This window comes from Trichococcus sp. TS_SC_9, from assembly GCF_056156325.1.
Genome location: NZ_CM149591.1, coordinates 2326263 through 2348340 on the forward strand (window position 1 = coordinate 2326263; position 22078 = coordinate 2348340).

34 protein-coding genes are annotated in these 22078 nt (G+C 44.1%); 27 read left to right on the forward strand and 7 right to left on the reverse strand.

Translation table 11 applies throughout. The features are described 5' to 3' along the window. Window positions 1-78: 78 nt before the first annotated feature. On the reverse strand, window positions 79-1059 hold the full coding sequence (gene trhO, locus AC0J5I_RS11285) for an oxygen-dependent tRNA uridine(34) hydroxylase TrhO (RefSeq protein WP_107995126.1): 981 nt from the start codon (window positions 1057-1059) through the stop codon (window positions 79-81). A gap of 173 nt (window positions 1060-1232) precedes the next feature. Here trhO and AC0J5I_RS11290 point away from each other — a divergent pair, with 173 nt between their 5' ends. Next, entirely contained in the window at window positions 1233-2129 is an 897-nt protein-coding gene (locus AC0J5I_RS11290; protein ID WP_107995127.1) for a diacylglycerol/lipid kinase family protein, read from the forward strand. Between the two features lie 56 nt (window positions 2130-2185). On the opposite strand, the gene AC0J5I_RS11295 is transcribed toward AC0J5I_RS11290, so the two are convergent. Further along, window positions 2186-3994 carry a M3 family oligoendopeptidase gene (locus AC0J5I_RS11295; protein ID WP_475299871.1) on the reverse strand — a complete coding sequence of 603 codons (1809 nt, stop codon included), beginning with the start codon at window positions 3992-3994 and terminating at the stop codon, window positions 2186-2188. 109 nt (window positions 3995-4103) lie between these two features. On the opposite strand from AC0J5I_RS11295, the gene AC0J5I_RS11300 reads away from it, so the two are divergent. The 4 genes from AC0J5I_RS11300 to AC0J5I_RS11315 all read left to right on the forward strand — a co-directional run bounded on the left by AC0J5I_RS11300 (window position 4104) and on the right by AC0J5I_RS11315 (window position 6499). Continuing rightward, on the forward strand, window positions 4104-4601 hold the full coding sequence (locus AC0J5I_RS11300) for a VanZ family protein (RefSeq protein WP_475299872.1): 498 nt from the start codon (window positions 4104-4106) through the stop codon (window positions 4599-4601). Window positions 4602-4667: 66 nt separating this feature from the next. Next, window positions 4668-5405 (forward strand): YebC/PmpR family DNA-binding transcriptional regulator, encoded by a 738-nt coding sequence (locus AC0J5I_RS11305; protein ID WP_107995130.1) that lies wholly within the window; start codon window positions 4668-4670, stop codon window positions 5403-5405. Window positions 5406-5647: 242 nt separating this feature from the next. Then, on the forward strand, window positions 5648-6157 hold the full coding sequence (locus AC0J5I_RS11310) for a DJ-1/PfpI family protein (protein WP_107995131.1): 510 nt from the start codon (window positions 5648-5650) through the stop codon (window positions 6155-6157). Between the two features lie 45 nt (window positions 6158-6202). Then, complete coding sequence (locus AC0J5I_RS11315; protein ID WP_475299873.1) at window positions 6203-6499, forward strand: hypothetical protein; 297 nt, start codon at window positions 6203-6205, stop codon at window positions 6497-6499. A 106-nt stretch (window positions 6500-6605) separates the two neighbouring features. On the opposite strand, the gene AC0J5I_RS11320 is transcribed toward AC0J5I_RS11315, so the two are convergent. After that, the gene (locus AC0J5I_RS11320) at window positions 6606-7496 is read right to left on the reverse strand and encodes a YitT family protein (protein ID WP_107995133.1); all 891 of its coding nucleotides are present in this window, start codon (window positions 7494-7496) and stop codon (window positions 6606-6608) included. Window positions 7497-7663: 167 nt separating this feature from the next. On the opposite strand from AC0J5I_RS11320, the gene AC0J5I_RS11325 reads away from it, so the two are divergent. Further along, the gene (locus AC0J5I_RS11325) at window positions 7664-8191 is read left to right on the forward strand and encodes an ATPase, T2SS/T4P/T4SS family (protein WP_475299874.1); all 528 of its coding nucleotides are present in this window, start codon (window positions 7664-7666) and stop codon (window positions 8189-8191) included. Window positions 8192-8260: 69 nt separating this feature from the next. Here the strand turns inward: AC0J5I_RS11325 and AC0J5I_RS11330 are convergent, their stop codons facing one another. The 3 genes from AC0J5I_RS11330 to AC0J5I_RS11340 all read right to left on the reverse strand — a co-directional run bounded on the left by AC0J5I_RS11330 (window position 8261) and on the right by AC0J5I_RS11340 (window position 10804). Further along, the gene (locus AC0J5I_RS11330; RefSeq protein ID WP_475299875.1) at window positions 8261-9382 is read right to left on the reverse strand and encodes a tyrosine-type recombinase/integrase; all 1122 of its coding nucleotides are present in this window, start codon (window positions 9380-9382) and stop codon (window positions 8261-8263) included. Between the two features lie 111 nt (window positions 9383-9493). Then, a complete protein-coding gene (locus tag AC0J5I_RS11335) occupies window positions 9494-10111 on the reverse strand; it encodes a lipoprotein (protein ID WP_475299876.1) in 618 nt (205 codons plus the stop codon). Window positions 10112-10162: 51 nt separating this feature from the next. Next, window positions 10163-10804 carry a LexA family protein gene (locus AC0J5I_RS11340; RefSeq protein ID WP_475299877.1) on the reverse strand — a complete coding sequence of 214 codons (642 nt, stop codon included), beginning with the start codon at window positions 10802-10804 and terminating at the stop codon, window positions 10163-10165. A 155-nt stretch (window positions 10805-10959) separates the two neighbouring features. Between AC0J5I_RS11340 and AC0J5I_RS11345 the strand changes: the two genes are divergently transcribed. The 16 genes from AC0J5I_RS11345 to AC0J5I_RS11420 all read left to right on the forward strand — a co-directional run bounded on the left by AC0J5I_RS11345 (window position 10960) and on the right by AC0J5I_RS11420 (window position 19109). Further along, window positions 10960-11178 carry a helix-turn-helix transcriptional regulator gene (locus AC0J5I_RS11345; RefSeq protein WP_475305697.1) on the forward strand — a complete coding sequence of 73 codons (219 nt, stop codon included), beginning with the start codon at window positions 10960-10962 and terminating at the stop codon, window positions 11176-11178. A 14-nt stretch (window positions 11179-11192) separates the two neighbouring features. After that, on the forward strand, window positions 11193-11951 hold the full coding sequence (locus tag AC0J5I_RS11350; protein WP_475299878.1) for a phage antirepressor KilAC domain-containing protein: 759 nt from the start codon (window positions 11193-11195) through the stop codon (window positions 11949-11951). Window positions 11952-11953: 2 nt separating this feature from the next. Next, the gene (locus AC0J5I_RS11355) at window positions 11954-12250 is read left to right on the forward strand and encodes a hypothetical protein (protein ID WP_475299879.1); all 297 of its coding nucleotides are present in this window, start codon (window positions 11954-11956) and stop codon (window positions 12248-12250) included. Further along, window positions 12250-12375, forward strand: a complete 126-nt coding sequence (locus AC0J5I_RS11360; protein WP_475299880.1) for a hypothetical protein — start codon at window positions 12250-12252, stop codon at window positions 12373-12375. The genes AC0J5I_RS11355 and AC0J5I_RS11360 overlap by 1 nt, the downstream gene beginning before the upstream one ends. Then, window positions 12372-12632 (forward strand): hypothetical protein, encoded by a 261-nt coding sequence (locus AC0J5I_RS11365; RefSeq protein WP_475299881.1) that lies wholly within the window; start codon window positions 12372-12374, stop codon window positions 12630-12632. The genes AC0J5I_RS11360 and AC0J5I_RS11365 overlap by 4 nt, the downstream gene beginning before the upstream one ends. 5 nt (window positions 12633-12637) lie before the next feature. Next, a complete protein-coding gene (locus tag AC0J5I_RS11370) occupies window positions 12638-12826 on the forward strand; it encodes a hypothetical protein (RefSeq protein ID WP_475299882.1) in 189 nt (62 codons plus the stop codon). Beyond that, entirely contained in the window at window positions 12823-13059 is a 237-nt protein-coding gene (locus AC0J5I_RS11375; protein ID WP_475299883.1) for a hypothetical protein, read from the forward strand. Before AC0J5I_RS11370 ends, AC0J5I_RS11375 begins: the two co-directional genes overlap by 4 nt. Before the next feature lie 73 nt (window positions 13060-13132). Then, window positions 13133-15076 (forward strand): hypothetical protein, encoded by a 1944-nt coding sequence (locus tag AC0J5I_RS11380; protein WP_475299884.1) that lies wholly within the window; start codon window positions 13133-13135, stop codon window positions 15074-15076. Beyond that, entirely contained in the window at window positions 15073-15360 is a 288-nt protein-coding gene (locus tag AC0J5I_RS11385) for a hypothetical protein (protein ID WP_475299885.1), read from the forward strand. The genes AC0J5I_RS11380 and AC0J5I_RS11385 overlap by 4 nt, the downstream gene beginning before the upstream one ends. Continuing rightward, the gene (locus AC0J5I_RS11390; RefSeq protein ID WP_475299886.1) at window positions 15360-16421 is read left to right on the forward strand and encodes a hypothetical protein; all 1062 of its coding nucleotides are present in this window, start codon (window positions 15360-15362) and stop codon (window positions 16419-16421) included. Before AC0J5I_RS11385 ends, AC0J5I_RS11390 begins: the two co-directional genes overlap by 1 nt. Further along, window positions 16418-17122, forward strand: coding sequence for an MBL fold metallo-hydrolase (locus AC0J5I_RS11395; RefSeq protein WP_475299887.1), 705 nt, complete (start codon window positions 16418-16420; stop codon window positions 17120-17122). The genes AC0J5I_RS11390 and AC0J5I_RS11395 overlap by 4 nt, the downstream gene beginning before the upstream one ends. A gap of 15 nt (window positions 17123-17137) precedes the next feature. Further along, a complete protein-coding gene (locus AC0J5I_RS11400) occupies window positions 17138-18040 on the forward strand; it encodes a replication protein (RefSeq protein WP_475299888.1) in 903 nt (300 codons plus the stop codon). Beyond that, on the forward strand, window positions 18037-18183 hold the full coding sequence (locus AC0J5I_RS11405) for a hypothetical protein (protein ID WP_475299889.1): 147 nt from the start codon (window positions 18037-18039) through the stop codon (window positions 18181-18183). The genes AC0J5I_RS11400 and AC0J5I_RS11405 overlap by 4 nt, the downstream gene beginning before the upstream one ends. 14 nt (window positions 18184-18197) lie before the next feature. Then, the gene (locus AC0J5I_RS11410) at window positions 18198-18461 is read left to right on the forward strand and encodes a hypothetical protein (RefSeq protein ID WP_475299890.1); all 264 of its coding nucleotides are present in this window, start codon (window positions 18198-18200) and stop codon (window positions 18459-18461) included. Next, complete coding sequence (locus AC0J5I_RS11415; RefSeq protein WP_475299891.1) at window positions 18458-18685, forward strand: hypothetical protein; 228 nt, start codon at window positions 18458-18460, stop codon at window positions 18683-18685. The genes AC0J5I_RS11410 and AC0J5I_RS11415 overlap by 4 nt, the downstream gene beginning before the upstream one ends. Continuing rightward, window positions 18675-19109 carry a RusA family crossover junction endodeoxyribonuclease gene (locus AC0J5I_RS11420; protein WP_475299892.1) on the forward strand — a complete coding sequence of 145 codons (435 nt, stop codon included), beginning with the start codon at window positions 18675-18677 and terminating at the stop codon, window positions 19107-19109. The genes AC0J5I_RS11415 and AC0J5I_RS11420 overlap by 11 nt, the downstream gene beginning before the upstream one ends. Here the strand turns inward: AC0J5I_RS11420 and AC0J5I_RS11425 are convergent. Then, entirely contained in the window at window positions 19101-19667 is a 567-nt protein-coding gene (locus AC0J5I_RS11425; protein ID WP_475299893.1) for a hypothetical protein, read from the reverse strand. The genes AC0J5I_RS11420 and AC0J5I_RS11425 overlap by 9 nt on opposite strands. Before the next feature lie 54 nt (window positions 19668-19721). Between AC0J5I_RS11425 and AC0J5I_RS11430 the strand changes: the two genes are divergently transcribed. The 5 genes from AC0J5I_RS11430 to AC0J5I_RS11450 all read left to right on the forward strand — a co-directional run bounded on the left by AC0J5I_RS11430 (window position 19722) and on the right by AC0J5I_RS11450 (window position 22015). Continuing rightward, on the forward strand, window positions 19722-20192 hold the full coding sequence (locus tag AC0J5I_RS11430) for a class I SAM-dependent methyltransferase (protein ID WP_475299894.1): 471 nt from the start codon (window positions 19722-19724) through the stop codon (window positions 20190-20192). Next, complete coding sequence (locus tag AC0J5I_RS11435) at window positions 20189-20734, forward strand: hypothetical protein (protein WP_475299895.1); 546 nt, start codon at window positions 20189-20191, stop codon at window positions 20732-20734. Before AC0J5I_RS11430 ends, AC0J5I_RS11435 begins: the two co-directional genes overlap by 4 nt. A gap of 9 nt (window positions 20735-20743) precedes the next feature. Continuing rightward, a complete protein-coding gene (locus tag AC0J5I_RS11440) occupies window positions 20744-21067 on the forward strand; it encodes a hypothetical protein (RefSeq protein WP_475299896.1) in 324 nt (107 codons plus the stop codon). After that, the gene (locus AC0J5I_RS11445; RefSeq protein ID WP_475299897.1) at window positions 21064-21567 is read left to right on the forward strand and encodes a single-stranded DNA-binding protein; all 504 of its coding nucleotides are present in this window, start codon (window positions 21064-21066) and stop codon (window positions 21565-21567) included. The genes AC0J5I_RS11440 and AC0J5I_RS11445 overlap by 4 nt, the downstream gene beginning before the upstream one ends. 142 nt (window positions 21568-21709) lie before the next feature. Then, complete coding sequence (locus AC0J5I_RS11450) at window positions 21710-22015, forward strand: sigma factor-like helix-turn-helix DNA-binding protein (protein WP_475299898.1); 306 nt, start codon at window positions 21710-21712, stop codon at window positions 22013-22015. Window positions 22016-22078 lie beyond the last annotated feature (63 nt).

Genomic DNA, 22078 nt, shown 5'->3' on the forward strand with positions numbered 1-22078 from the left:
ACATAGCGTGAACAATCACTAAGTCCGAGGAAACCAAAAAATCAGCAAGGAATAGTCTCCTGGCTGATTCCATTGCTGTTATGCTGTTGTTGCGGTTGAACTCTCTAATGTCTCTCCGATGGCGGCCAAACGCTCTGCCACGTCAGACTCCGTCAATTGATTGCGCTGCACATAATAATTCGGCTGGTGAACGCGGCATTCATGCGAGCAGCTGCGCAAATACTTGTGTTCATTCTCCTCGGAACACAGCATTCTGCGGTTGCAACTTGGATTGGCGCAATTCGCGTAGCGTTCGCATGGCGTACCGTCGAACCAGTCTTTTCCGACTACGACATGTTCGACGCGATTGATATCGACACCGATACGCTCATCAAATACATACATTTTTCCATCCCATAGCTCCCCTTTGACCGTTTCGTCTTTTCCGTAGGTAGCGATGCCGCCGTGCAGTTGGCCGACATCTTTAAAACCTTCTTTGACGAGCCATCCTGAGAATTTTTCGCAGCGGATGCCGCCGGTGCAATAGGTTACGACGCGTTTTTCCATAAATTTTTCTTTGTTGTCGCGAATCCATTGCGGCAATTCACGGAAGTTTGCGATATCCGGACGGACAGCCCCGCGGAAGTGGCCGAGATCAAACTCGTAGTCGTTGCGGGCATCGATCACGACTGTGTTTTCGTCAAGGATTGCATCGCGAAACGCTTCCGGAGATAAATATGCGCCAGTCATTTCATTTGGATCAAGGTCGTCTCCGCCAAGGTGCAACGATACGATTTCCTGACGAGGGCGGACAAACATCTTTTTGAAAGCATGGCCGTCCGTCTCGTCAATTTTGTATGTGATGTCGTTGAATCGGAAATCTGCATTCATGTGCGCGATGTACGCTTGCGTCTGATCAATGGTCCCGGAAACGGTCCCGTTGATGCCTTCTGGTGCGACCAAAATTCTTCCTTTTAAGCCGATCTCTTTGCAGAATTCTAGATGTTCTTGCGCGAATGTTTCTGCATCCTCTATCGGTGTATATTTATAATAGAGTAGGACACGATAATCTTTTGTCATACTGCTCCCCCTAATTCAATGTGGTTTACTTCGAACGTTATGAAATTATACACATTTTGTAAGCGGAAAGCCAAGAATATGCTCAGTGACGAAAAAAGAGCGTCACGCTTTATTGGGGAGGCGTTGCATGCTAAACTTACGGTGGACGTTTAAAGAAAGCGAGGGAAAATAAGATGGGCATTTGTACACTGATCGTAAATCCGTCGTCCGGCGGCGAACAAGCTACTGGCTACTTGGACTTGATGCGGACGCAGTTGAGCGAAATGTTTGAAGAGGTCACCGTCAAAGACACCGAAAAACAGGGAGATGCCGAAGCGTTTGCGTATGAAGCGGCAACCCACGGCCATGACGCAGTTTTCTGCATGGGTGGCGATGGAACAGTCAATGAAACCATCAATGGGTTGGCGGCTGCCGGAAAAACCGTGTCTTTCGGGTTTGTTCCATTAGGCACCGTCAATGACCTTGCAAGAGCGATTGGTATCCCTTTGGAACCGGAACAGGCTATCGCAATGTTGGACAATGCAGCCTTGGTAGATCTGGACATCGGCAAGATCAATGATCGCTATTTTGTTTCTAATGTCGCTGCTGGCGCGATCCCCGAGGCTGTCGAAGGGGTCAGCGCAGAAGAAAAAACAAAGTATGGTCCGCTGGCTTATTTCATAGAAGGAGGAAAAGCATTAGCGAAACAGACCATGCATCGTTTCCGCATTACAGTGGATGGAGAGACTTTTACACAGGAATCGCCACTCATTCTGATTTCTCTGACGAATTCTATCGCCAGCTTCGAAAGTTTCATGCCACAAGCAAAAGTCGATGACGGCAAAATCAGAATGGTCGTTTTCAAGGAGTTTAACCTGCTGGATTCGGTGAAATTATTGCCGAAGCTCATCAGAGGCGAAATCAAAAATTCGGATTCTGTCATCTACAAATCCTTCAAACAGGCCACTATCGCTCTTGAAGATGGCGATAGTTTGATCACCAATGTCGACGGTGACAAAGGCCCTTCATTTCCGCTAGAAATCGAGATACTGCCTTCCTTCATCAAAGTTTACGGGCCGGCAGCCATTTGAATAAAAATAAATCCCCACGACCGATGTTATTCGGGTCGTAGGGATTTATTTTGCCTTCAGATATAGTTTTCAGTCAAACGCATGAATTCTTCCACGTCTCCCGCCATGATCTCCAAACCTTGGTTCCAGAACTCCGGTTGCGTGATATCGGCACCCAGATGCTTCATCACCAGGTCTTCCGTCGTCATAGATCCGGTATCCCGCAGCAGCGAAATATAGGTTTCTTCAAAATTTCCAGTCTGCTTCAGCGATTGTGCGTAAATCCCCAGACTGAACAGGAAGCCAAACGTGTAAGGAAAATTGTAGAATGGCACATCATCAATGAAGAAGTGTAGTTTGCTCGCCCAGAATAGGGGGTGATAGTCACTCAAAGTTTCTTGGTAAGCCTCCTTCTGGGCAGCCTCCATCAGACCGGACAAACGTTCCGCAGTGACAAAACCGTTTTTCCTTTCGGTGTAGAATGACTTTTCGAAAAGATAACGAGCATGGATATTGAGGAACATGGCCGTCGCATTTTCGAGCTTCGTATTGAGCAAGGAAATTTTTTCCTCATCGCTGTTTGCCTCTTTGACAGTAGCAGCGCTGATGATGGTTTCTGCAAAAGTCGATGCCGTTTCGGCGACGTTCATGGCGTAGCGCGTGTTGAGGTCAGGCAGGTCGCGCATCACGTGAGAATGGAAGGCATGGCCAAGCTCATGGGCCAACGTGCTCATATCGCTTGCCGAACCTGTAAAGGTCATGAAAATCCGTGATTCTTTTGATTCCGGATAATCTTCGCAATAGCCGCCAGGTCTTTTCCCGGATCGGTTTTCGGCTTCAATCCATCGGTTCTTGACGGCATCCAAGGAAAAGTCAGCCAATTTGGGACCGAAACTGGCAAAGTGTTCGATGATGTAATCGACTGCTTCGTCGAAGCTGAAGGTTTTTGATCGGAAACTGCCGAGCGAAACAGGGGCATCGACATCATACCAAGCCAACTTATCCTTGCCCATCAGCGCGGCTTTGCGGCCCAAAAACGAAAGGAACGGCTGTTTGTTGGCGCTGATGGCTTGCCACATCGTATCCAAGGTCTCGCGTTTGATGCGGTTGTAGCGCAAAGGCTCTGCCAAGAAATCCTCATCCTGGTGCGCCTCGAAATCCGCCAAACGGAATCCTTGCAGGTGATTCAGTGTATCGGCGAATGCAGTCGCAAGGGATCCCCAAGCTTTTTCCCATTCGACGAATAGTTTTTTGCGCACGCTCGGATCAGGGTCGGCATACATCCGGTTCATCGCTTGGCCGGCGGACAGTTCGCTCAAAGTTCCGTCAACCTCCTCAAAGGAAATTTTGATGAAGGATACGAGCGTGTCATAGTGCGCACTCCAACCATTGAAACCATCGACACGCAAAGTTGCCAGCAAGGCTTCTTCCCTGTCGGATAAGAGTCGGCGGCCTTGTTGGCGCCATTCCGACAGAGCGAAAGCAAGCGGTGAAAAGGCAGGCTTTTCAATCAACAGCTCCCAATCGCTTGCTTTGACTGCGGTTATTTTTTTCTTCAGAGTCGTTTGAATAATCGTTAATTTGCTGTACAATTGAATTATTCGCGCATGGATTGCGCTTGCATCCAAATCCGAGACATCGGCTGATTGCACACCCGTTATGAAACTGTTGCATTGCATCAAAGCTTTTGCGTAAAGTTCCTCATAATGAAGCAAATCCTGAAAAACAGGATATTCCGGTTTATCGCGTTCGGGTTCCCAAGCGTTTGCTGCGGATTCAAAATCCTTCAATCCATCTTGGATCGCCTTTATCTTTTCTTGAAGTGCGGGCGAAGAACTGCCTCCTTCAAAAAATGAGTCCAAATCCCAGGTAAGGCTATATTTCATGCTTTTCATCCTCTCAGGCTGAATTGTCTAACTTAATGCCATAAATACATTATATCCATTTCCGTCAAAAATAAATAAGGAATTCTCATCAGGAAAGGAAAAAAACTATATGCAACGAGAAAAAAACAGCAATTCATACATAATGGGCGCCATTCTGATCATGGGTTACCTCTATTACCGCGCCACCTTCCAACAAGATTTATATGCGTTGCCGAACATCATTGCGAACCTTCTGCAGGCACAACCGCTTTCCGGGTTATTCGCAACGTTCACCTTCCGATACGGGGAGCAGGTGATCAGCATGGAGGCATTGGGCTACTTCGGCTTTCTGGGATTCTTCGGCAGCAAAATCTGGTTGTTCCTTTCCTATTCCATCCTGGCTTATCTTTGGTACGGCGGGCTTTCCGGGAAGATGCGGGATGCCTTTACGCCTTTCGTTGTGGCGCTGCTGCTTTCCGTGAGCTACGCGGCTTCGGATGAATTTCACCAGTCGTTTGTATCCCCTGCATTTGCGATGAAGGAAGATGTCATTTTGGCCAGCATAGCGGTAATTATGGCAATAATCGCCGGTTGGTTCTTCCTGACTGCCAGAAAAGGCAGAAAGTGAATTGCCATAAGCGGTTACTTTTGATAAAATGATTGAGTAAATTAATAGATGAGAAGAGGGATCTGAATGTCAGGACATTCAAAATGGAGTAAAATCAAAGGCGCAAAAGGCGCTGCAGATCAAAAACGAGGTAAAATTTTCCAGAGATTATCGAAAGAAATATATATGGCTGCAAAAAACAGCGGTCCGGATCCCTCATCTAACCCGAGCCTGCGCTTGATGATCGATAAAGCGAAAGCAGCGAACATGCCGAACGACAACATTACCCGCGCCATCAAAAAAGCTACATCTGCTGGAGAAGGCGAAAACTATGAAGAAATCACTTACGAAGGTTACGGCCCGAACGGTGTGGCTGTCTTGGTCCATGCTTTGACAGATAACCGCAACCGTACCGCCACAAACATCAGAGTCGCTTTCAACAGAAATGGAGGGGCTTTGGGCGAATCCGGTTCAGTGAGCTACATGTTCGACCGCAAAGGCTATATCGCGATTGAGCGTGAAGACTTGGAAGTGGATGAAGACACGATGTTGATGAGTGTGTTGGAAGCTGGTGGGGAAGAGTTGCAGACAAGCGATGAAGTATTCGAGATCTACACAGATCCTACCGATTTTGATGCCGTTTCCGAGGCTTTGAAGGCAGAAGGCTACGTGCTGGCTGAAGCGGAAGTCACGATGGTTCCGCAAACTTTGTCGACAATCGCTGAGGACAAAGAAATCCAATTCAGAACGATGCTGGAAAAACTGGACGAAGACGATGATGTCTCCGAAGTATTCCACAATGCTGATCTGGACGAAGAAGAATAACTTTTTTCAGAAAATCAAAACCGGTTACCTACCTTGTCGATAGACAGTGGTGGGCAATCGGTTTTTTTGGATTCGGCCTGTCCGCTGGGCGACAACCCCGTTCCTGTAATCGCTTTCTTGGGAACCTTGTAGTATAATTTAGTTAGCCGAAGTCGATTTTTCCAAGGACTTTTCGAACAAGGCTCTTAAAGAGAAGCTATCATTATCCGATCGGGATAAACAACGAATGGGGGAACAGCAGTATGGCAAAAATAATATTTGTGATTGCACCTGAAGATTTCCGCGATGAAGAGTTATTCATGACCCAGGAAGAAGTTGCAAAATGCGGACATGAGATGTGGATCGCCAGCCACAAGACCGGGACCTGTATCGGTGTGCATGGCGGAATTGCGCAGTCGGATTTGTTGGTTGAGGATGTCGACACGAACAGTTTTGATGGTGTTGTGTTCGTTGGAGGCAAGGGAAGCCGCGTTTTCTTCGACGATCCGCATGCTTGGATGCTGGCACAGGCGATGCATGGGCAAGGCAAAATGGTTGCGGCCATATGCATCGCGCCGGTCATCTTAGCGAATGCCGGTTTGCTGAAGAAGAAAAATGCGACTGTTTTCGAATCCGAGGTTCCGGCTATCGAAGCCAAAGGGGCTATTTATACTGAGGTTGGTGTGACAGTCGACGGCAATCTCATTACAGCAAGCGGTCCGGATAAAGCAAAACAATTTGGATTGGAAATTTGCAACTATTTGGCGGGATGAATCGGAAGAACGGCTGTTTTTGAGGAATTGGAGGCGGCAAGGGATATGGAAGAGTTGAAAACCAGAATCGAGCTGTTGAAGGGACAGGATCCCGTCAAAATGCAGGACCTGGAAAGGAAGTATGGATTGCTGAGGTTCGAGCTGCTGGAAGCGAAGAAAGCAGTGGAACTGCATGAAATCGCCCTAGCGGATTTGAAAGGCGAATGGATCAAAGACAATTCGGATGAGAACCTTGCCGTTATGCGCGAGGAAGAACAGAACCTGAAGATTGCCAGATTGAGCTACAACGCCGCAGTGGAGAAGATGGACATCATGAAGACCGTCGTTTTTCTGCTTTCCTGAATGGGTAATTTTTAAAAATAAGATAGCGTTCATAACGAAAAAGACCGGCAAGGACATTTTTTAATGGTCCCTTTCCGGTCTTTTTCGTTATGCAGTCGTTTTGTGATCATTCCGACTGTTCGTCGATGAAATCGTTGATTTTTTGCTGATACTGCTCATCCGAAATCAGATAAGAGAATCCTTCGCCGATGACGCTTTGGGCTTCGCTGATGGTGAAGAAAGCCTTCGGATCGATGGCTGTCACAATCCGGTTGAGAGGCATCAATTGCTGTCTGTTGACGACAATCAGGATGACCTTCTTCTGGCTTTTGGAGTAATAGCCTTCGCCTGCCAAAAAGGTCATTCCACGGCCGATCTTTTTATCGATTGCCTCCGCGATTTCCTGATGCCGCTCCGAGATGATCAGGACTTGTTTCTTCGGATTGAACCCTTCCAGGATGAAATCCAGCACTTTCGTTTGCACATAGAGATGCACGACAGTCAAAACGACATTCTCAAGGCCGATTACGAAGATGGAAGGTCCGACCACAAACAGGTCCAATATGACCAGTGCGACACTGGTGCTCCAGCCGAGATATTTATTGAAAATCAAGGCGATGATATCGGTCCCGGCCGTGGAACCTCCCGCTTGCATCACGAGGCCCAGTCCTGTGCCGACCAAAAATCCGGAGCAGAGCGGCGCCAAAATGATAGTTTCCATAGGATAGCGCCAAGCCGCCGTCAGATAGAGAAACACCGACATCAGCAGCGTGGCCAAAAGCGTCAGTCTCATGGTCGATTTTTCCAAAAAACGGAATCCGATGACAAGGATGATGGCGTTCAATAGGAAACTCGTGATGGCTACCGGGATATCCATCGTATAGAAGGCCAACAAACTAATGCCGGTCACACCGCCTTCACCAAGATGGTTCGCAACGGAAAACATATTGATGCCCAACGCGAACAGAAATGTTCCGATTGCAATCAAAAAAATCGATCCAGTAACGTTCTTTTTCAAACAATTCACCTCCCTTGCATTGAGTGGTCCCTTCAAGTATCTGTGTATGAGACCGCTGTTCACGCCAATATAACATATTTTATACTAAGTTTCCTGTCGGATAAAGAGCGGACTCGAGGATTTTGCAGAAGCTATAAGTGACGGCAAAATAGAAATGAGGTGATGATATGGAAGAAAAAGCAGAGAGCCTGTTGGCCGATGCGATGCGGCTGGGTGTTTCCGACATCCATCTGCTCCCTTATGAAGACCACTATGAACTCTTTTTCCGCGTGAGCACCGGATTATCGAAAGTATCGGTGTATTCCATCGAAAAGGGTGAACGATTGATTTCTTATTTCAAATTCCTTTCGAACATGAATGTGGGCGAAAGGCGGAAACCCCAATCCGGTGCAGTCAGGTACCGGCTGAACGGCAAAAAAATTGAACTGAGGCTGTCCACCATCGCCAATTTCCGCTACCAAGAGTCGCTTGTGATCCGCATGCTGTATGCCAATCCGGGTTCAGATCCGGGTTTACACGCATTTTTCCCGGCCCAGGAGGCTGAGTTGCTCGAATTGTTGGACCACAAGAGCGGGCTGGTACTGTTTTCGGGACCCACCGGATCCGGAAAAACGACCACCATCTATCATTTGCTGCGCAGGAAATACGCCGATGAACCGCTGCAGATCATTACGATGGAATTATCTGTTTTTTAGTGTATTCGTTGATATGACAACATTTAGGGTGAAAATAAAATTATTAGGGGGCAGAAAAGGGGCAGAGTGTTATACGGAGAGAGAAAAGTCGTCAATTGCATTCATCAGATCTTTGTCCATTTTATTTGTGAAGTGGGAATAAACTTTTTCTATCATGTCGGTATTAGAATGACCTACGTGCTTCGCTATTATATTTGATTTATGTCCTTGCTCAACCATCAAAGTAATGAATGTGTGCCTAAATATGTGCGTGGTAACACGTTTACCTGGAATGTCTGCGTATTTGCCTAGAAGTTCATTGGCGTAACTGTTTGTAAAGGGTTCGCTTTTCCCATTTATAAATAAAAGCCGCTGATTTTTATCTAAACCCAACTGCATGACTTTAATTTTCGTATGGCGTATTTGTTCCTTAAGCAGTTTTTCGGTTTCCGCATTAAAATGTATAGTTCGCGGTTTCCCGCCCTTAGGAGGTTGAAAGATTCTTCTTCGGTGATACCAGGTGCGTTCAATCATAATTGTCTTGTCCTGAAAATTGATGTGCTTCGTATAATCCAGCGAAACCATTTCACCGTACCGCATGCCGGTATAGGTTTGAATCAGGCACATCCTGCCCAATTCTCCGTAGTTTTTTTCTTCTAAGTGATCAACAACCATTTGTAATTCATTTCTTTCCAAATATTTGAACTCATCTTTCTTAGTGACGTTTATTTTAGGGAGTTCAATTTCATGAAGAAGGGTCCGGTTTGTCAAAAAGCCATACTTCAGGCCGAAATTCACAACCTTTCGAATGGTTGCGGTCATGCCTTTGACAGAATCGTATACATAGCCGAGATCAAACAGGCGCAGGATAACCGAATTGAGCTGGGCACCGGTTAATGCTTTTAACGAAATGGGGCCAATCTCTTTGTTTATCGTATTCATGTAAGAAACATTGTTGTTATAAGTGCTCAACCGGACTTGTTTTTTGTAAATGGCTAACCATTTTTGTGTCAACGTCGCAAAATCAATGTCTGCATTTGTTTTCTTTAGTTTTGCCTCAATTTTCTCATGAAGTTTCTTGAGCATTTCCTTTTCGACACGGCTATTCTTTTTTATATGCGTCAAGGATACCTTTGCGTTTTTTCCGGTCAGAGGATCCGTATACCGTTCGACATACTTGTATTTACCGTTTGGCAACTCTTCAATCCACATGTTTTTAGCGCTCCTATCTGTTATAATAGAGCGTAACAAAAACGCTCTTTATTGAGTAGTTTCAGAAAACACCACTTTCGCTTTGGACGGGGAGAGTGGTGTTTTTGTATTTTAGTTCAGTTTAAAGAATACGCTGGTATTCCAGTCAGTTATCTCAACTAGCGTTTCGTCGCCAATAGGAACGATCAAACCTTTTTTACCTTCGTCGGTGCCGCCTTTATACAAATCTTTAAATCCGAAGTCAGTGCCGGTTTCAAATGTTGCATAGAAAGGTTGGGCTACTTCGCTGCCGTCTGCAGCGACTGGAGTCACGGATAAATTGACCGTGTTGAAGGGATCATCAACGCTGCCTTCGTCCAAAGTTGCTTTCAAATCGAAAATTACCCACTCAAAACCTTCAGGAGCTGCTTCGTTATATGGATTTGCTGCAATCAGTTGGTTGTAAGCTTCTTCGCCTCTGACTACATTTGAGATCGATGCCGTTACAACCCCATCAACTCTGTTGGATTCTGCATCACTATAAATTACATCCCATGTAGCCGATTGGCCGACAGCAACCGGATTACTTCTTTTACCAGGGGCGCTGGCAGTTTCCTCGCTAACTGTAGAAGCCGCCTCTGATGATGCCGCAGCGGTTGATGATGCCTCATCTGAAACTTCGACGTCACTCGATGTTCCGCATGCCGCCAAAACCAACGCACTACCAAACAACAATAAATATTTTTTCATGATAATTCCTCCAATATAGTTTATTTATATAAACCGCAAAAGCGGTAAATATCACAAATCAAAACTAACTCCTACAGCTTTACCCAATATCCTAGCTGGGTTGAGTTCCGTGATAATGTACGGCGCATAGTTGGTGTTTTCAGCTATCAGCATCACAATATCCCCTTGTTTTTTGACTCGTTTAAGCGTGGCCTCTGTGTCTCCGTTAACTAGCACCGCCGCTATTTCCCCATCTTCCACATCGTTTTGAAGCCTGATCAAAACATCTGATCCGTCAGGTATCTTTGGTTCCATGCTGTCACCTTTGGCCGTTAGATAAAATGTCTGACCTTTTGGCAACCTGTCCCTTAAGTGATACCGATACCCTATGATGTTCTCGTCAGCGAGTATTGGATCGCCACATGCTATGGTGCCTATTATTGGGATTGCTACCATGTTTTCGCTAGACACATGAATAGCGTTAGATGGTATTGATGATTCTTCAATCAAATCTGCCTTCGACACATTAAAATAATTCGCCATCAATTCGATTTTGTCTATTCTTGGATAAGTTTTTTCGTTTATCCAATCAGATAAAGTGCTGTACTTAATTTTTAAATCCTTCGAAAGTTTCATTCTATCAATATTATTAATAGCCATATACCTTTTAATATTTTTAGACATCGCTTTTTTATTCCCTAAATTACTCATCATATTCACCCCCACCATAAGATCAATTTAAAGTCATTATATAGGTAAACCGTAAATAATTCAAACGAAAACTAAAAATATTACGGAAAAACCGTTGCGTTTACGGTATAACCGTTATATAATGAGTTCAACAAGTCGAGGAGGTGTTAAAAGTGGCAATGACTTTAAAGGCTTTGAGAGCCAATAAGAACATGACTCAAAAGCAAGCTGCCGAGTTAATCGGTGTTTCCGAAGATACTTGGGGCAATTACGAACGCGGAAATTATTTTCCTGACGTCCCGAAAATAATTTTGATTGAGAAAGCGTTCGGCGTTCATTATAACGAGATTATTTTTTTGCCAACAGATAACGGTTTAACCGTAAAAAACGATAATTAGAAAGGTGTTTAAAAATGGAATATTTAGCAGAAAAGCAAAATCCGTTGATTCCGCTGCATGAGGAAGATGATGGCTCAGTAGCAGTGATGGGTAGGGACTTACACGAGTTTCTTGAAATTAAGACTCCGTATAAAGATTGGTTCCCGAGGATGGTTGAATATGGTTTTTCCGAGGGGCAAGATTTCAACCCGCTCAAATTTGAGCAGGTTCGATTGGAAGGAAATAGGAATGTGAGGCGCGATCTTGTAGACCACGTTCTCACTATCGACATGGCTAAAGAAATCGGCATGATCCAGCGCAACGAAAAAGGGAAACATGCCAGACAATATTTCATAGCGATAGAAAAGGCCTGGAACAGTCCGGAAATGGTGATGAAGCGAGCCTTGCAAATTGCAGATCGCAAAATTATCGATCTCCAGGAGCGCGTCCAATTGGACAAGCCAAAAGTTATATTTGCAGATGCTGTTGCTGCAAGTCATACATCAATACTGGTCGGAGACTTGGCCAAGCTGCTCTATCAGAATGGCATCAAGACCGGAGGGAACCGCTTGTTCGGCTGGATGCGGGAAAACGGCTACCTGATTAAGCGGAAAGGTACGGATTACAACATGCCGACGCAGCGTTCTGCCGAAATGAAATTGTTCGAGGTTAAGGAGACAACAATCAATAACCCGGATGGATCCATCAAAATCAGCAAAACGCCAAAGGTCACTGGAAAAGGACAGCAGTACTTTATCAATATGTTCATGAAGAACAAGGCAGGGGGCGCCTAATAATGGTCATCTTACAAACAAAACAGAAAACGCAGCAATACGCATTTACGAAGGACATTGGAAGAATATTCGGCTATAAAGATCCCGTGAAATTGCTCAAAGGGTTCCGGGATTACGTGGACAGCCATCCAAATGCTTTTAATCCTTACAAGCCTTATCTGAAAAATCAAGGCATGGATACTTTGTATGACATCATCTGTTTTGCTTTTTATCTCGAGAACAGAGATTTGCTAGAATCCGGGACAAGAAGTATCAGCTTCGCAGGCGAACTTCCGAGACTAAGAGAGGTGTATCAGTGATGAAAATCTTTACTAACGAGTTTGAGGAAGTTTTGGCCAAAGCAATCGGCTGCGGCTTGGTAATCGGATTGGTTATCCTGGTCTTTGGCATTGTAGGCGGCCTGGAACAGGGGTTGATCTGGTGAAGTTAGATCCAAATCACAACATCGAATTACTGACCTGGTTGCTATTCCGCGAAGACATCAAGTATGAACTGATCGGGTTCGGCAACATCTGCATCCGATGGGAAATTGGAAAGGTCTTGGCGCCGGCCCTCTTGTTCGACTACCGCTGCAATATCCTGAAGTACTGCGACCGCTACACAGAACTGAATCAAGAGGACCAGGAGCGGTTGAAGAAAGTTTTTGAAGAGTATCACTACAAGAAACCAACATGGGAGTGAGAATGATGAACGAGAGAGAATATATGGAAAAACTGCTGCAGATTGAACTAGCGGAAATTTGCTTAAGAACAATGCTGATTGAGCAAGCTAAGCACCAAGCAGACGCGGACCGTGCCGCACGAAAAGCGCGGGCGTTCGAGCACAAAATAAAAACACTGCAGCGGCAATTGGAAAATGCCGAGGATAGCCTATGAATTTATTCAAGGTAACGGAAGTCCTAAACGAGGAAGGCATCTCACACAGAAGCATTTCTCCAACATCCCTGAGACTGGATTGGCTGATAGACGGAGCTTCACGTCCGGTAATCGTGTTTGATCTAAAAGCCAACCGCATCACGCCGATGTCGGACCACAAATGCATGCCTAAACAAGACAAGGAACGGCTCCGGTCAATCGTCAGGCGCTGCAAAATAAAAAATGTGCATTAAAAAAGCCACCTATTGCGAGTAGGTGACAATGAAATATAAATTCACGGTGATTATATCACGGAAAGGAAAAATCATGAAGAAAATCAAAATCAATAAAATTTCTTATGAGAATTTCAAAGGCATCAAATTATACACGTTAAACCTGGAGGGGAATAATGCCAGCGTCTCTGCCGGTAATAATATCGGAAAGACTAGCCTATATGACGGCTTCTACTGGTTGCTGTTCGATAAAAACAGCCAGGAGCAAGCGCAATTCAAGGTCAAACCGTTCAATGCTGCAGGCGAAGATATCCTGGGTACAGATACGATTGTGGAGGCCGAATTGGAAATTGATGGCGAACGCGTGCTACTCCGGAAGGAAGTCTTGGAGAAATGGTCCCATCCAAAAGGGAGTATCGAAAAGGTTCGTGGAAAAGATGTGAAGAAATACTTCATCAACGGCATCCCGGCCAAGACAAAGAAAGAGTACACCGATTTTATCAGCACCATCATCGATGAGCAGTCGTTCAAATTACTAACCAATCCCGCGTTCTTCGCTTCAAAGGGTTGGGATGACCGCCGGAAAATCGTGATGGACCTAGTGGATGAAATTTCCATTGATGACGTCATTGCATCTGATCCGGACTTTGAAATCCTGAGGGATGACCTGAAGGCTAATTCTTTGGACGACTACAAGAATGGCCTGAATTATCAACTGAAAGACTTGCAAAAGAAAGAAAAGGATATCAGCACCCGAATTGACGAGGCAAGCAAGAGCGTTCCGGAGACTACAGAATCCAAGGCTGATTTGGAACTGAAGCTGCAGCGGTTGGATGATGAATACAGATCCTTGCAAAAAGAAGAGTCCGATATAAAAAACGGCGGAATTGTGGCGAAAATCCAAAAAGAGATTGAAGCCATCCAGGCGCAAATCGCTGAAGGACGGATTAAATATTCTCAAACCAATCAGTTCAGTGTGATCAGTCTTCAGGACAGCCTAAATGAATTGAGCGGGAAGTACCGTGCTGCCGAAGAAAATTTGTATGAAACAACAACGCAAATCGAGCGTCTGGAAAAGCATATGGCATCTGAGAAAGAACGTCGTACCATCTTACTTGATCAATATCACTCGGAGAAGAACATCACGTTCGATGAACATCGGTCCGTGTGCGCTATGTGTGGGCAAGAATTGCCGGCTGATCAAATCGACAAAATGAAAACGAAGTTCAACGCGGAGAAATCCGACAAACTGATGCGGATTATTGCGGAGGGCAACCAAATCAAAGATACCTTGGAGGTAGCGGAGAAACAGCTAGTCGATTTAAAGGCGTCCAAATCCGAGTTCACTGAGAAGGTTATGAAATTAAAAGCTCAAGGACAAGTAATGAAGGCTGACATCGAAAAAATGAACGTTGAGAACGGCGATTACACGGATACCGAAGAATACGCAACGCTTGTCCAAAAAGGCCTGGATCTCCAAGCTAAAATTACCAACGAACAAGAGAGCAAACAGGAAGTCAGTTCCTCCATCCGGGAGAAACTGGAATCCATTGCCGAGCAAATGATCGGTACGAACGATGCGATTTCACTTGTCAATCTGGCCAACACCCAAAAACGTCGGGTCCAGGAATTGATTGATCAGCGAAAAGAAATTGTGAATGCGTTCAATGAAAAGCAAGGCAAGTTGTTCTTGGCGGAAGATTTCTTCAAGACACGAATTAAGCTGCAGGAAGAGAAGGTAAACCAGCTCTTCGAAATCACCAAGTTTGTATTTTTCGGTTTGGACGGAACAGGAGAAGAAAAGGACATGTGCAGCATTACCGTGAATGGCAGTGACTACCACACCAATCTGAACAACGCTGCACGAATCAATGCGGGTCTTGACATCATCAACACCCTTTCGAAAGCATATGGCATCGCAGCGCCAATCTTCATCGATAACGCTGAAGGGGTCAATAAGTTATTTGAAACACAGTCGCAAATGATCAGTTTGGTGGTTTCCACTGATCCGGCGTTCAAAGTGGAGGTGCAAGGATGAATCAGTTAAGAGAACAAGCCATTAAACATATTTTGAGGGTGGAGAAGCTAAAAGAACAGCATGCGGAATTAGAGGATTTGCAAGATGAGTTATCAAAAATTGGCAATGCAGATATCATTATCGGATTCTATCCAAAAAACGGCGGCTTTTACAAAGTGTTGTTGGAAGATTTAGGAATCACGAGCCTTCAAGATGAATTGAAAAAGAAGCTTGTTACTGAATTGCATATCAGAAAAGAAGTAATTGAAATGACACTAACACAATTGATCGGAGGAAATGAATAATGACTAATCAAAATCAAGTAGCAACAGCATCCACATTCCAAACAAAACTGGCCAAGGTGAATAACACATACCTGCCGATGATCACGGACCAGCTGCAAGGCAACGGCATGAACATGAGCGACTATCAAAAACAATGCGTGATGAGCGCCATTGCAGAAATCAACAACACGTTGGAAGCACAATCGTTGGCCATCAATTCGGTGGATCAGCAAACATTGACTCAGATTTTGCTCCAGGTCGCATCCCTTCAGCTGAACGCAACAGCGACACCTCGCGAAGTGTACTTCCAGACACGCAAGAAAAAAGTTGGAAACGAATGGACCACGCAGCTTGAAATGGGCATTGAGGGTGACGGAAACGATAGCATCCTGTCACGTTTCGGCCGGGACGTTCAAACGGTCCATAAATTTTGGGAAGTGCGAGAGAACGATAAATTCACGTATCCACGCATGAAGGGTTTGGACATGACACCGCCTGAGTGGGAGCCGGTGGGAACAGGTAAAGTGGTGCGCATCGTTTATCCAATCACCAAGGTGAATGGGGATGTCGAATATCTGATTGCAGAGCGCGAGGATGTTGTTCGTAACCTAATTGCCCATGTCAGCAACAGCATGATGAACGAAACCTTCGGCATTGCGGAAAGTCGGTATAAAGCAACCGATGCTCAAAAAACGCAGATCGATGCAAAAAAACGTGAACTGAAAGATCAACTGAAAGGAATGTCCTTGGAGGCGATCCTGGATGCACCGGAATTCGATAAATATATCAGTCCGGCCTGGAAAGAAGGGCAGTCGCGTGAAAGCATGATCGTCAGAAAGATGCGCAACAACCTCACGAAGAAGTATCCGAAGAACTTTGAAAATGCCTATGTTGCCATGACATACGAAGAAGCTACAAATGAAGATCTGAAACGTCTGAAGAAGGATGTAACGGAGACGGCGAATGTCATTGAATTTGAAGATGTGATTGTCCACGACGAACCTGCGGCGCTTGATCAGCCGCACGAAATAAATGAAGAACCAGTTCAAGCTGAAGCATTTCCTGATGTAGATCCATTTTGATTGATATAAAAGTCTTTGGTTCCGGGAGTTCTGGGAATGGCTATCTGATCGATGATGGCCGTTCTCAAATCTTGATAGAATGTGGCGTAAAATTCGAACTGGTTAAACGCAAAATGAAATTTGACCTATCAAGAGTCGTCGGCATGTGCATTACCCACGAACACATGGACCATAGCAAAGAAATCCAAAAAGTACTGAAGACAACCGCAATCGATATTTTTGCCAGCGCAGGTACGCTAAACGCCTTGAACGTTCCGAAATTCAGGGCAAACGTTCTGAATATTGGTCAAAGCGTACAAATAGGGACATGGACTGTTATCCCTTTCGATGTTGTGCATGATGCAGCGGAGCCGATGGGCTTCATATTCGAAAATGCATCGAACGAACGCCTGCTGTTCGTAACGGATACGCGGTTGCTGCACTACAAATTTAAAAACATCACACACATGATGGTGGAAGCCAACTATTCCATGAAGATTCTGATTGAGAAGTATAGTCACGGTGACCTGGCCGATATGTTGAAGAATCGGATCATTAGAAGTCATTTTGAATTCGAGAATTCGAAAAGTTTTATCAAGCTGAACTCGAGCGAAAAGCTGCAAGTCGTGTGGCTGCTGCATTTGTCCGATTCAAATAGTGATGAAGAGTTATTCAAACGCGAAGTACAGGAGTTAACCGGTGTTCCGGTCTATATAGCATAGGAGGTGAAAAGCGGAATGGATATTGGTTATATAAAACTCTATAGAAAAATAACTCATTCATTCGTTTGGACAAATCCAAATATGCTGAAGCTTTGGTTGCTCTGTTTGATGAAGGCTAGTCACAGTGGAAACAAGTTTTTATTTAACGGTCAGGAAGTTCACGTGTCAAGCGGTGAATTCGTCACCGGAGGCCACGCTATCGCAAAAGAATTCAACGAAGGAGTGTCGAGTGACAATCAAGTTGTCGGGCGCACGTTATGGAGATGGCTCAAAAAATTTGAAAAAGAAGAAATGTTGTCAATCAAATCAACCACGAAATATAGCGTCATTACAATAAAAAACTGGAATGAATATCAGGCGAATGACAATCAAGTGTCAAGCGGTCGTCAAGCGACTGTCAAGCCAGTGTCAACAATCAAGAATGAAAAGAATGATAAGAATGATAAGAATATAAAAGATAATAGTCGCAAATCCGCAAAGCGGACTTACGACGTTGATTCAAATTATTATCAGCTGTCTGTCTTCTTGTTTGAAGAGATGAAAAAGAATAATCCGGATGTGAAGAAACCAGACTTGCAAAAGTGGTCTGATGACGTTCGGAAGATGGTCGAGCTGGATGGGCGTAAAGAGGAGCAGGTTAAAAATATGATCATATGGTCCCAATCGCATGATTTCTGGAAAGGGAATATCCTTTCTACCGCGAAGCTTCGAGAAAAATATGATCATATGAAAGTCCAGGCATTGCAACCTGTTAAGAAAAACGCCTGGCAACAGAACGCCAAAAAAGAAGAGTTGCCGGAATGGGCCAGTGATACTAAATCAGAAATCAAAGAAACGCCATTGAGTCCAGAACAGCAACAAGTGTTAAATGAACGGATTTCGAAATTAAAATCAACCGGCAAGGAGGTGGGTATGTGAAGAGAATTTACTATTACGTCGATGAAGTGGGGATGGAGCACTTTTTCTCCGATCCCTTAACGGAAAAGGAGTTAATCATAAATGGGTATCGCTTTTTAAGAAGTGAACGAGTGGATGAATTTCCGTGGAACGACATCGAGTGAAAGGGGGAAGCGTTATGAATAAGCGCCAGATCAAAAAGAGAGTGAAGCGGGCGAAAGCCAATAGAGAGCGCGGACTGATTTTAAGCTTGGAAGACCGGCACTACATCCGGAACTATGGTAAACGCTATTACACCGAAAAAGAAGCGGCCTATGTGATTGAGAACTGGGACGAATTCACATCGACTGTCAAAGGGATAGTCGATGGAGTAAGAAATGCTTTTGCAGATGTGTTCCTAAGTTTGGCTGATTCATTCAGAACAGGGGGACGGGAAGAATGATAGACAAAAAGGGGTATGAATTCGAATTCGCAGAGAAAGAAACGGGATTTTTGGAGGAAGCCACGGCGGTATTTGATAATTCGCCAGAACTATTAATCATCGGTTTTAATCCTGAAGGAGAAAACCAAGTGATGGTTGCCAGCAACATGAAAAGAGAAGTCGCGCTGCACATCGTTAATTCGTTACAGAGCGCGCTACAAGTGGTGGATGCCGATGGAAATTAATATCACAGTACCGGGCGAGCCGGTTCCGCAAGGCCGACCAAAATTTACTACAAAGCCTTTTGTTAGAGCGTATGATCCACCGGAAAGTGCGGCATACAAAAAACTGGTTGCACGGTATGCCATGCAGCACAAGCCAGTTGTATTACTTGATGGACCGCTTGAAGTGAAGATATTAATATTCAAGCCTATGCTAAAAAGCTTCAGCAAGAAAAAATCAAAACTTGCTGAAGCAATGTTACTAAGGCCGATAACGAAGCCAGATTCAGATAACTATGCAAAAGGACCGCTTGACGCCTGTAAAGGAATCATCTGGAAGGATGATGGACAGGTGGTTGATCTGATTGCCAGAAAATTTTATTCGGAGAACCCACGTATTGAAATGACTATTCGCACGCTTGAAGGACAACAAGTGGAATTATTCTAGCGGTGGAGTGATGAAACCAGTGGCAAAGGAAAGAAGCAGCTTAGCTACCGTATTCGCAAGTTCAGGATATTTACCTAACAAGGTATCAAATTTCTTCAACAAACCAGGTCTAAGTGGCTCTTTTGCATCTAATATTTCTACTAGTTGGACAGCTTCTACTTTGTCTGCAGGATCAGTTATTGATTCTATTAAAGAGTTTATTTCAGAAATGGAAGCTCCGTAGTTATTAGTTATTGTGCCATGGTCTCCGAAATGGGAACCCTGAACAGTGCCTATATTGTATTGATGGGAGGGTGCAGGAGTATTTTCTTTTCCTTCAACAAACTGCTTCCCTTGCATAGTAACGTATGTTGTTGGGTGCAAACTAAATCCACCATCCATATATCCCGTAACTATATTTTGTTTAGATGATACATGCGATATGAAACCTTGAGTCTTACAATCGTTCAACATTTTCATTACTCTATCCCTGCTCAATTCAGGAAAGATATTATTCTCATCAAATGATTCGTTGTCAATTTCTATTAACAAATGTTTTAAATCTTCACTATAACTCATACATAAAACCACCTTTATAAATTTTTATTTAATTATCTCACAGAAGGGAAGTGTTTGTTAGTGAAAATCTTAGATGCTTGCTGTGGTTCCAAATTGTTCTGGTTCGACAAAGAAAATCCGAATACAACCTATATGGATATTCGTGAAGAATCATTTGAAATTCACGGTAAAAAAGTAAATGTAAAACCAGATGTGGTGGCAGATTTTAGGTCAATGCCTTTTGATGATGACATTTACGACCTCATTGTTTTTGATCCACCACATTTGAAGTGGGCAGGCCCTAACTCAATTATGAAAGCTCAGTATGGACAGTTGGATAAAGATAACTGGCCGGATGATATTAGACAAGGAATGTCAGAGTGTATGAGGGTTCTGAAACCAACAGGTACATTAATTTTCAAATGGAATGAAGCACAAGTCCCTTTGAAAGATGTTTTGAGTGCAATTCCTTATCAACCACTTTTTGGAAATAAACGAAGTAAAACACATTGGCTCACATTTATGAAGGAGGAAAAAAACAAATGACTAAAACAGTAGAATTTCGACCAACCATCAAGGCAGTGAAAATGAATAAAGGCAGTAAACAAGAAGTGGTGCTTTCGATTGATAATGGATCCCTGGGCGGCAAATTTGAAAGCCTGTCGCAGCTGATTGGTGAAGCCGTGAACGTGGTGATCCAGCCAAGCGTGATTTCCTACCGCATTCCATACGATCGTGAAACTGGGGAACCACAATTGAAATATGTTTTGGATCAAAATGGAATGGTGACTGAGGTGAAAGAGGAGCAATTGGCTCTGGATGAATTTGGTCCAAACACATCCTACAAGAATTTCTTGATCGAAATGGGGGATGTGGACAATTATATCAAGTCCACAAATGCACTCACGTTGCCACCACATATCGAATTAAATCCACGCGAAATCCTCTTTATGTTGGATGATGGAAATAGTTACGAAGAGATTGCAGAGGAGTTAGAAGTGAAGGAAACGGCCGTAATATCTGAACTTGAAAAAGCACGTTTACACTTTGCGCCTTATGCATCCGCTTGGTTGTCTGGGAAAGAGTAGGTAAATCCAATGACATTATCGAAAGAGCTCCTTGATCATATAGCCGATTTGGAGAAAATCAAAAATTGGGAAAAATTACCCAAAGATGACCCACGAATTACTAAGCTGCAGGAACTATCAAAAGCTTCCGAAACAAGAAAACCGACACCGAAGAATGGTAAGCGGGTTGTTGTTTTTAAGAGAGGTAAATTTGTACAGGCATTCGGTAGCGCAGCAGAGGCAGCAGAAGCCTTAGGCATGAAAGCTGATGCTGTCCAGGCAATAGCGAGAGGCGAGAGAAGACCACCAAAGGGCTTCAGAATCGAATACATAGAAAGCGAGGTGGTTGGATGAATAGTATCAACATGGTTGGCAACCTAGGACGGGATCCGCAGTTGAACGCAGCCGGAACGATAGTAAGCTTCAGCGTCGCGGTAAAGAGGCCATTCAAAGATAAACAAACCGGGGAATACATATCTGACTGGTTTAATTGCAAAGCATTTAATAAAACGGCTGAACTGATTCATAAGCATTTCTTCAAGGGGTCGCAGATCGCTTTCTCCGGACGTCTTCAGAATAATCATTACGAGAAGGATGGCCAGAAGATCCGACAAGAAGAAATCGTGATTGATAGCATCACCTTTATTTCGCAAAAAAACGATGTTAGCGGAGGTTTCGATAACGAACGGGTAAATAGTCAAAGTTCAAATTCAAATCAAAACCACAGCACAAATGGAAGCTACGGCTCAAATCAGAAGCAAAGAGGATTCGATGATTTTAATTCTTATCCTGATCCATTCAATAGTACCAATGGCGACCACGTAGACATTGAAGATGATGATTTGCCGTTTTAACTTTTGAATCCAGATAAGGCGGTGAGTTGTCACGAAATTCAAATGGCTGAAAGATTACAGAGAACTGGATGAAGAAATTGCCTATCTCGAATGGAACCTAAACAAAACAAAATTAGAACTAGCCAGGTGGGAAGAAGGTGACTTGATAAAAGTCAGGATCACAAACGAATCCAAGGGCGCACACGTTGAGGAATCCATTCAAAAGATTGAAAGTGATCTGAAGTTTCGAGAGGAAATGAAGGCATCACTTATGCTTTTAATCAATACATTCAAGGGGAATGAAAATCAAATACTTAAAAAAAAGTATGTTGAAGGGAAAAGCCTGGAATCCATTGCCGAGGAATTGAATTATTCTAGTGGGTACATCAGGCAGAAACACGCAGAGTTGAGAAGGCGATTGGACTTTCTGGATGATTGGGAAGATGCAAAGCGTAAGTATCAAATGTAATAAGTTTGTTATATCAATAGCTGCATGGTTTCCTTGCTTTACAGGGTTTATATTAATAGCATA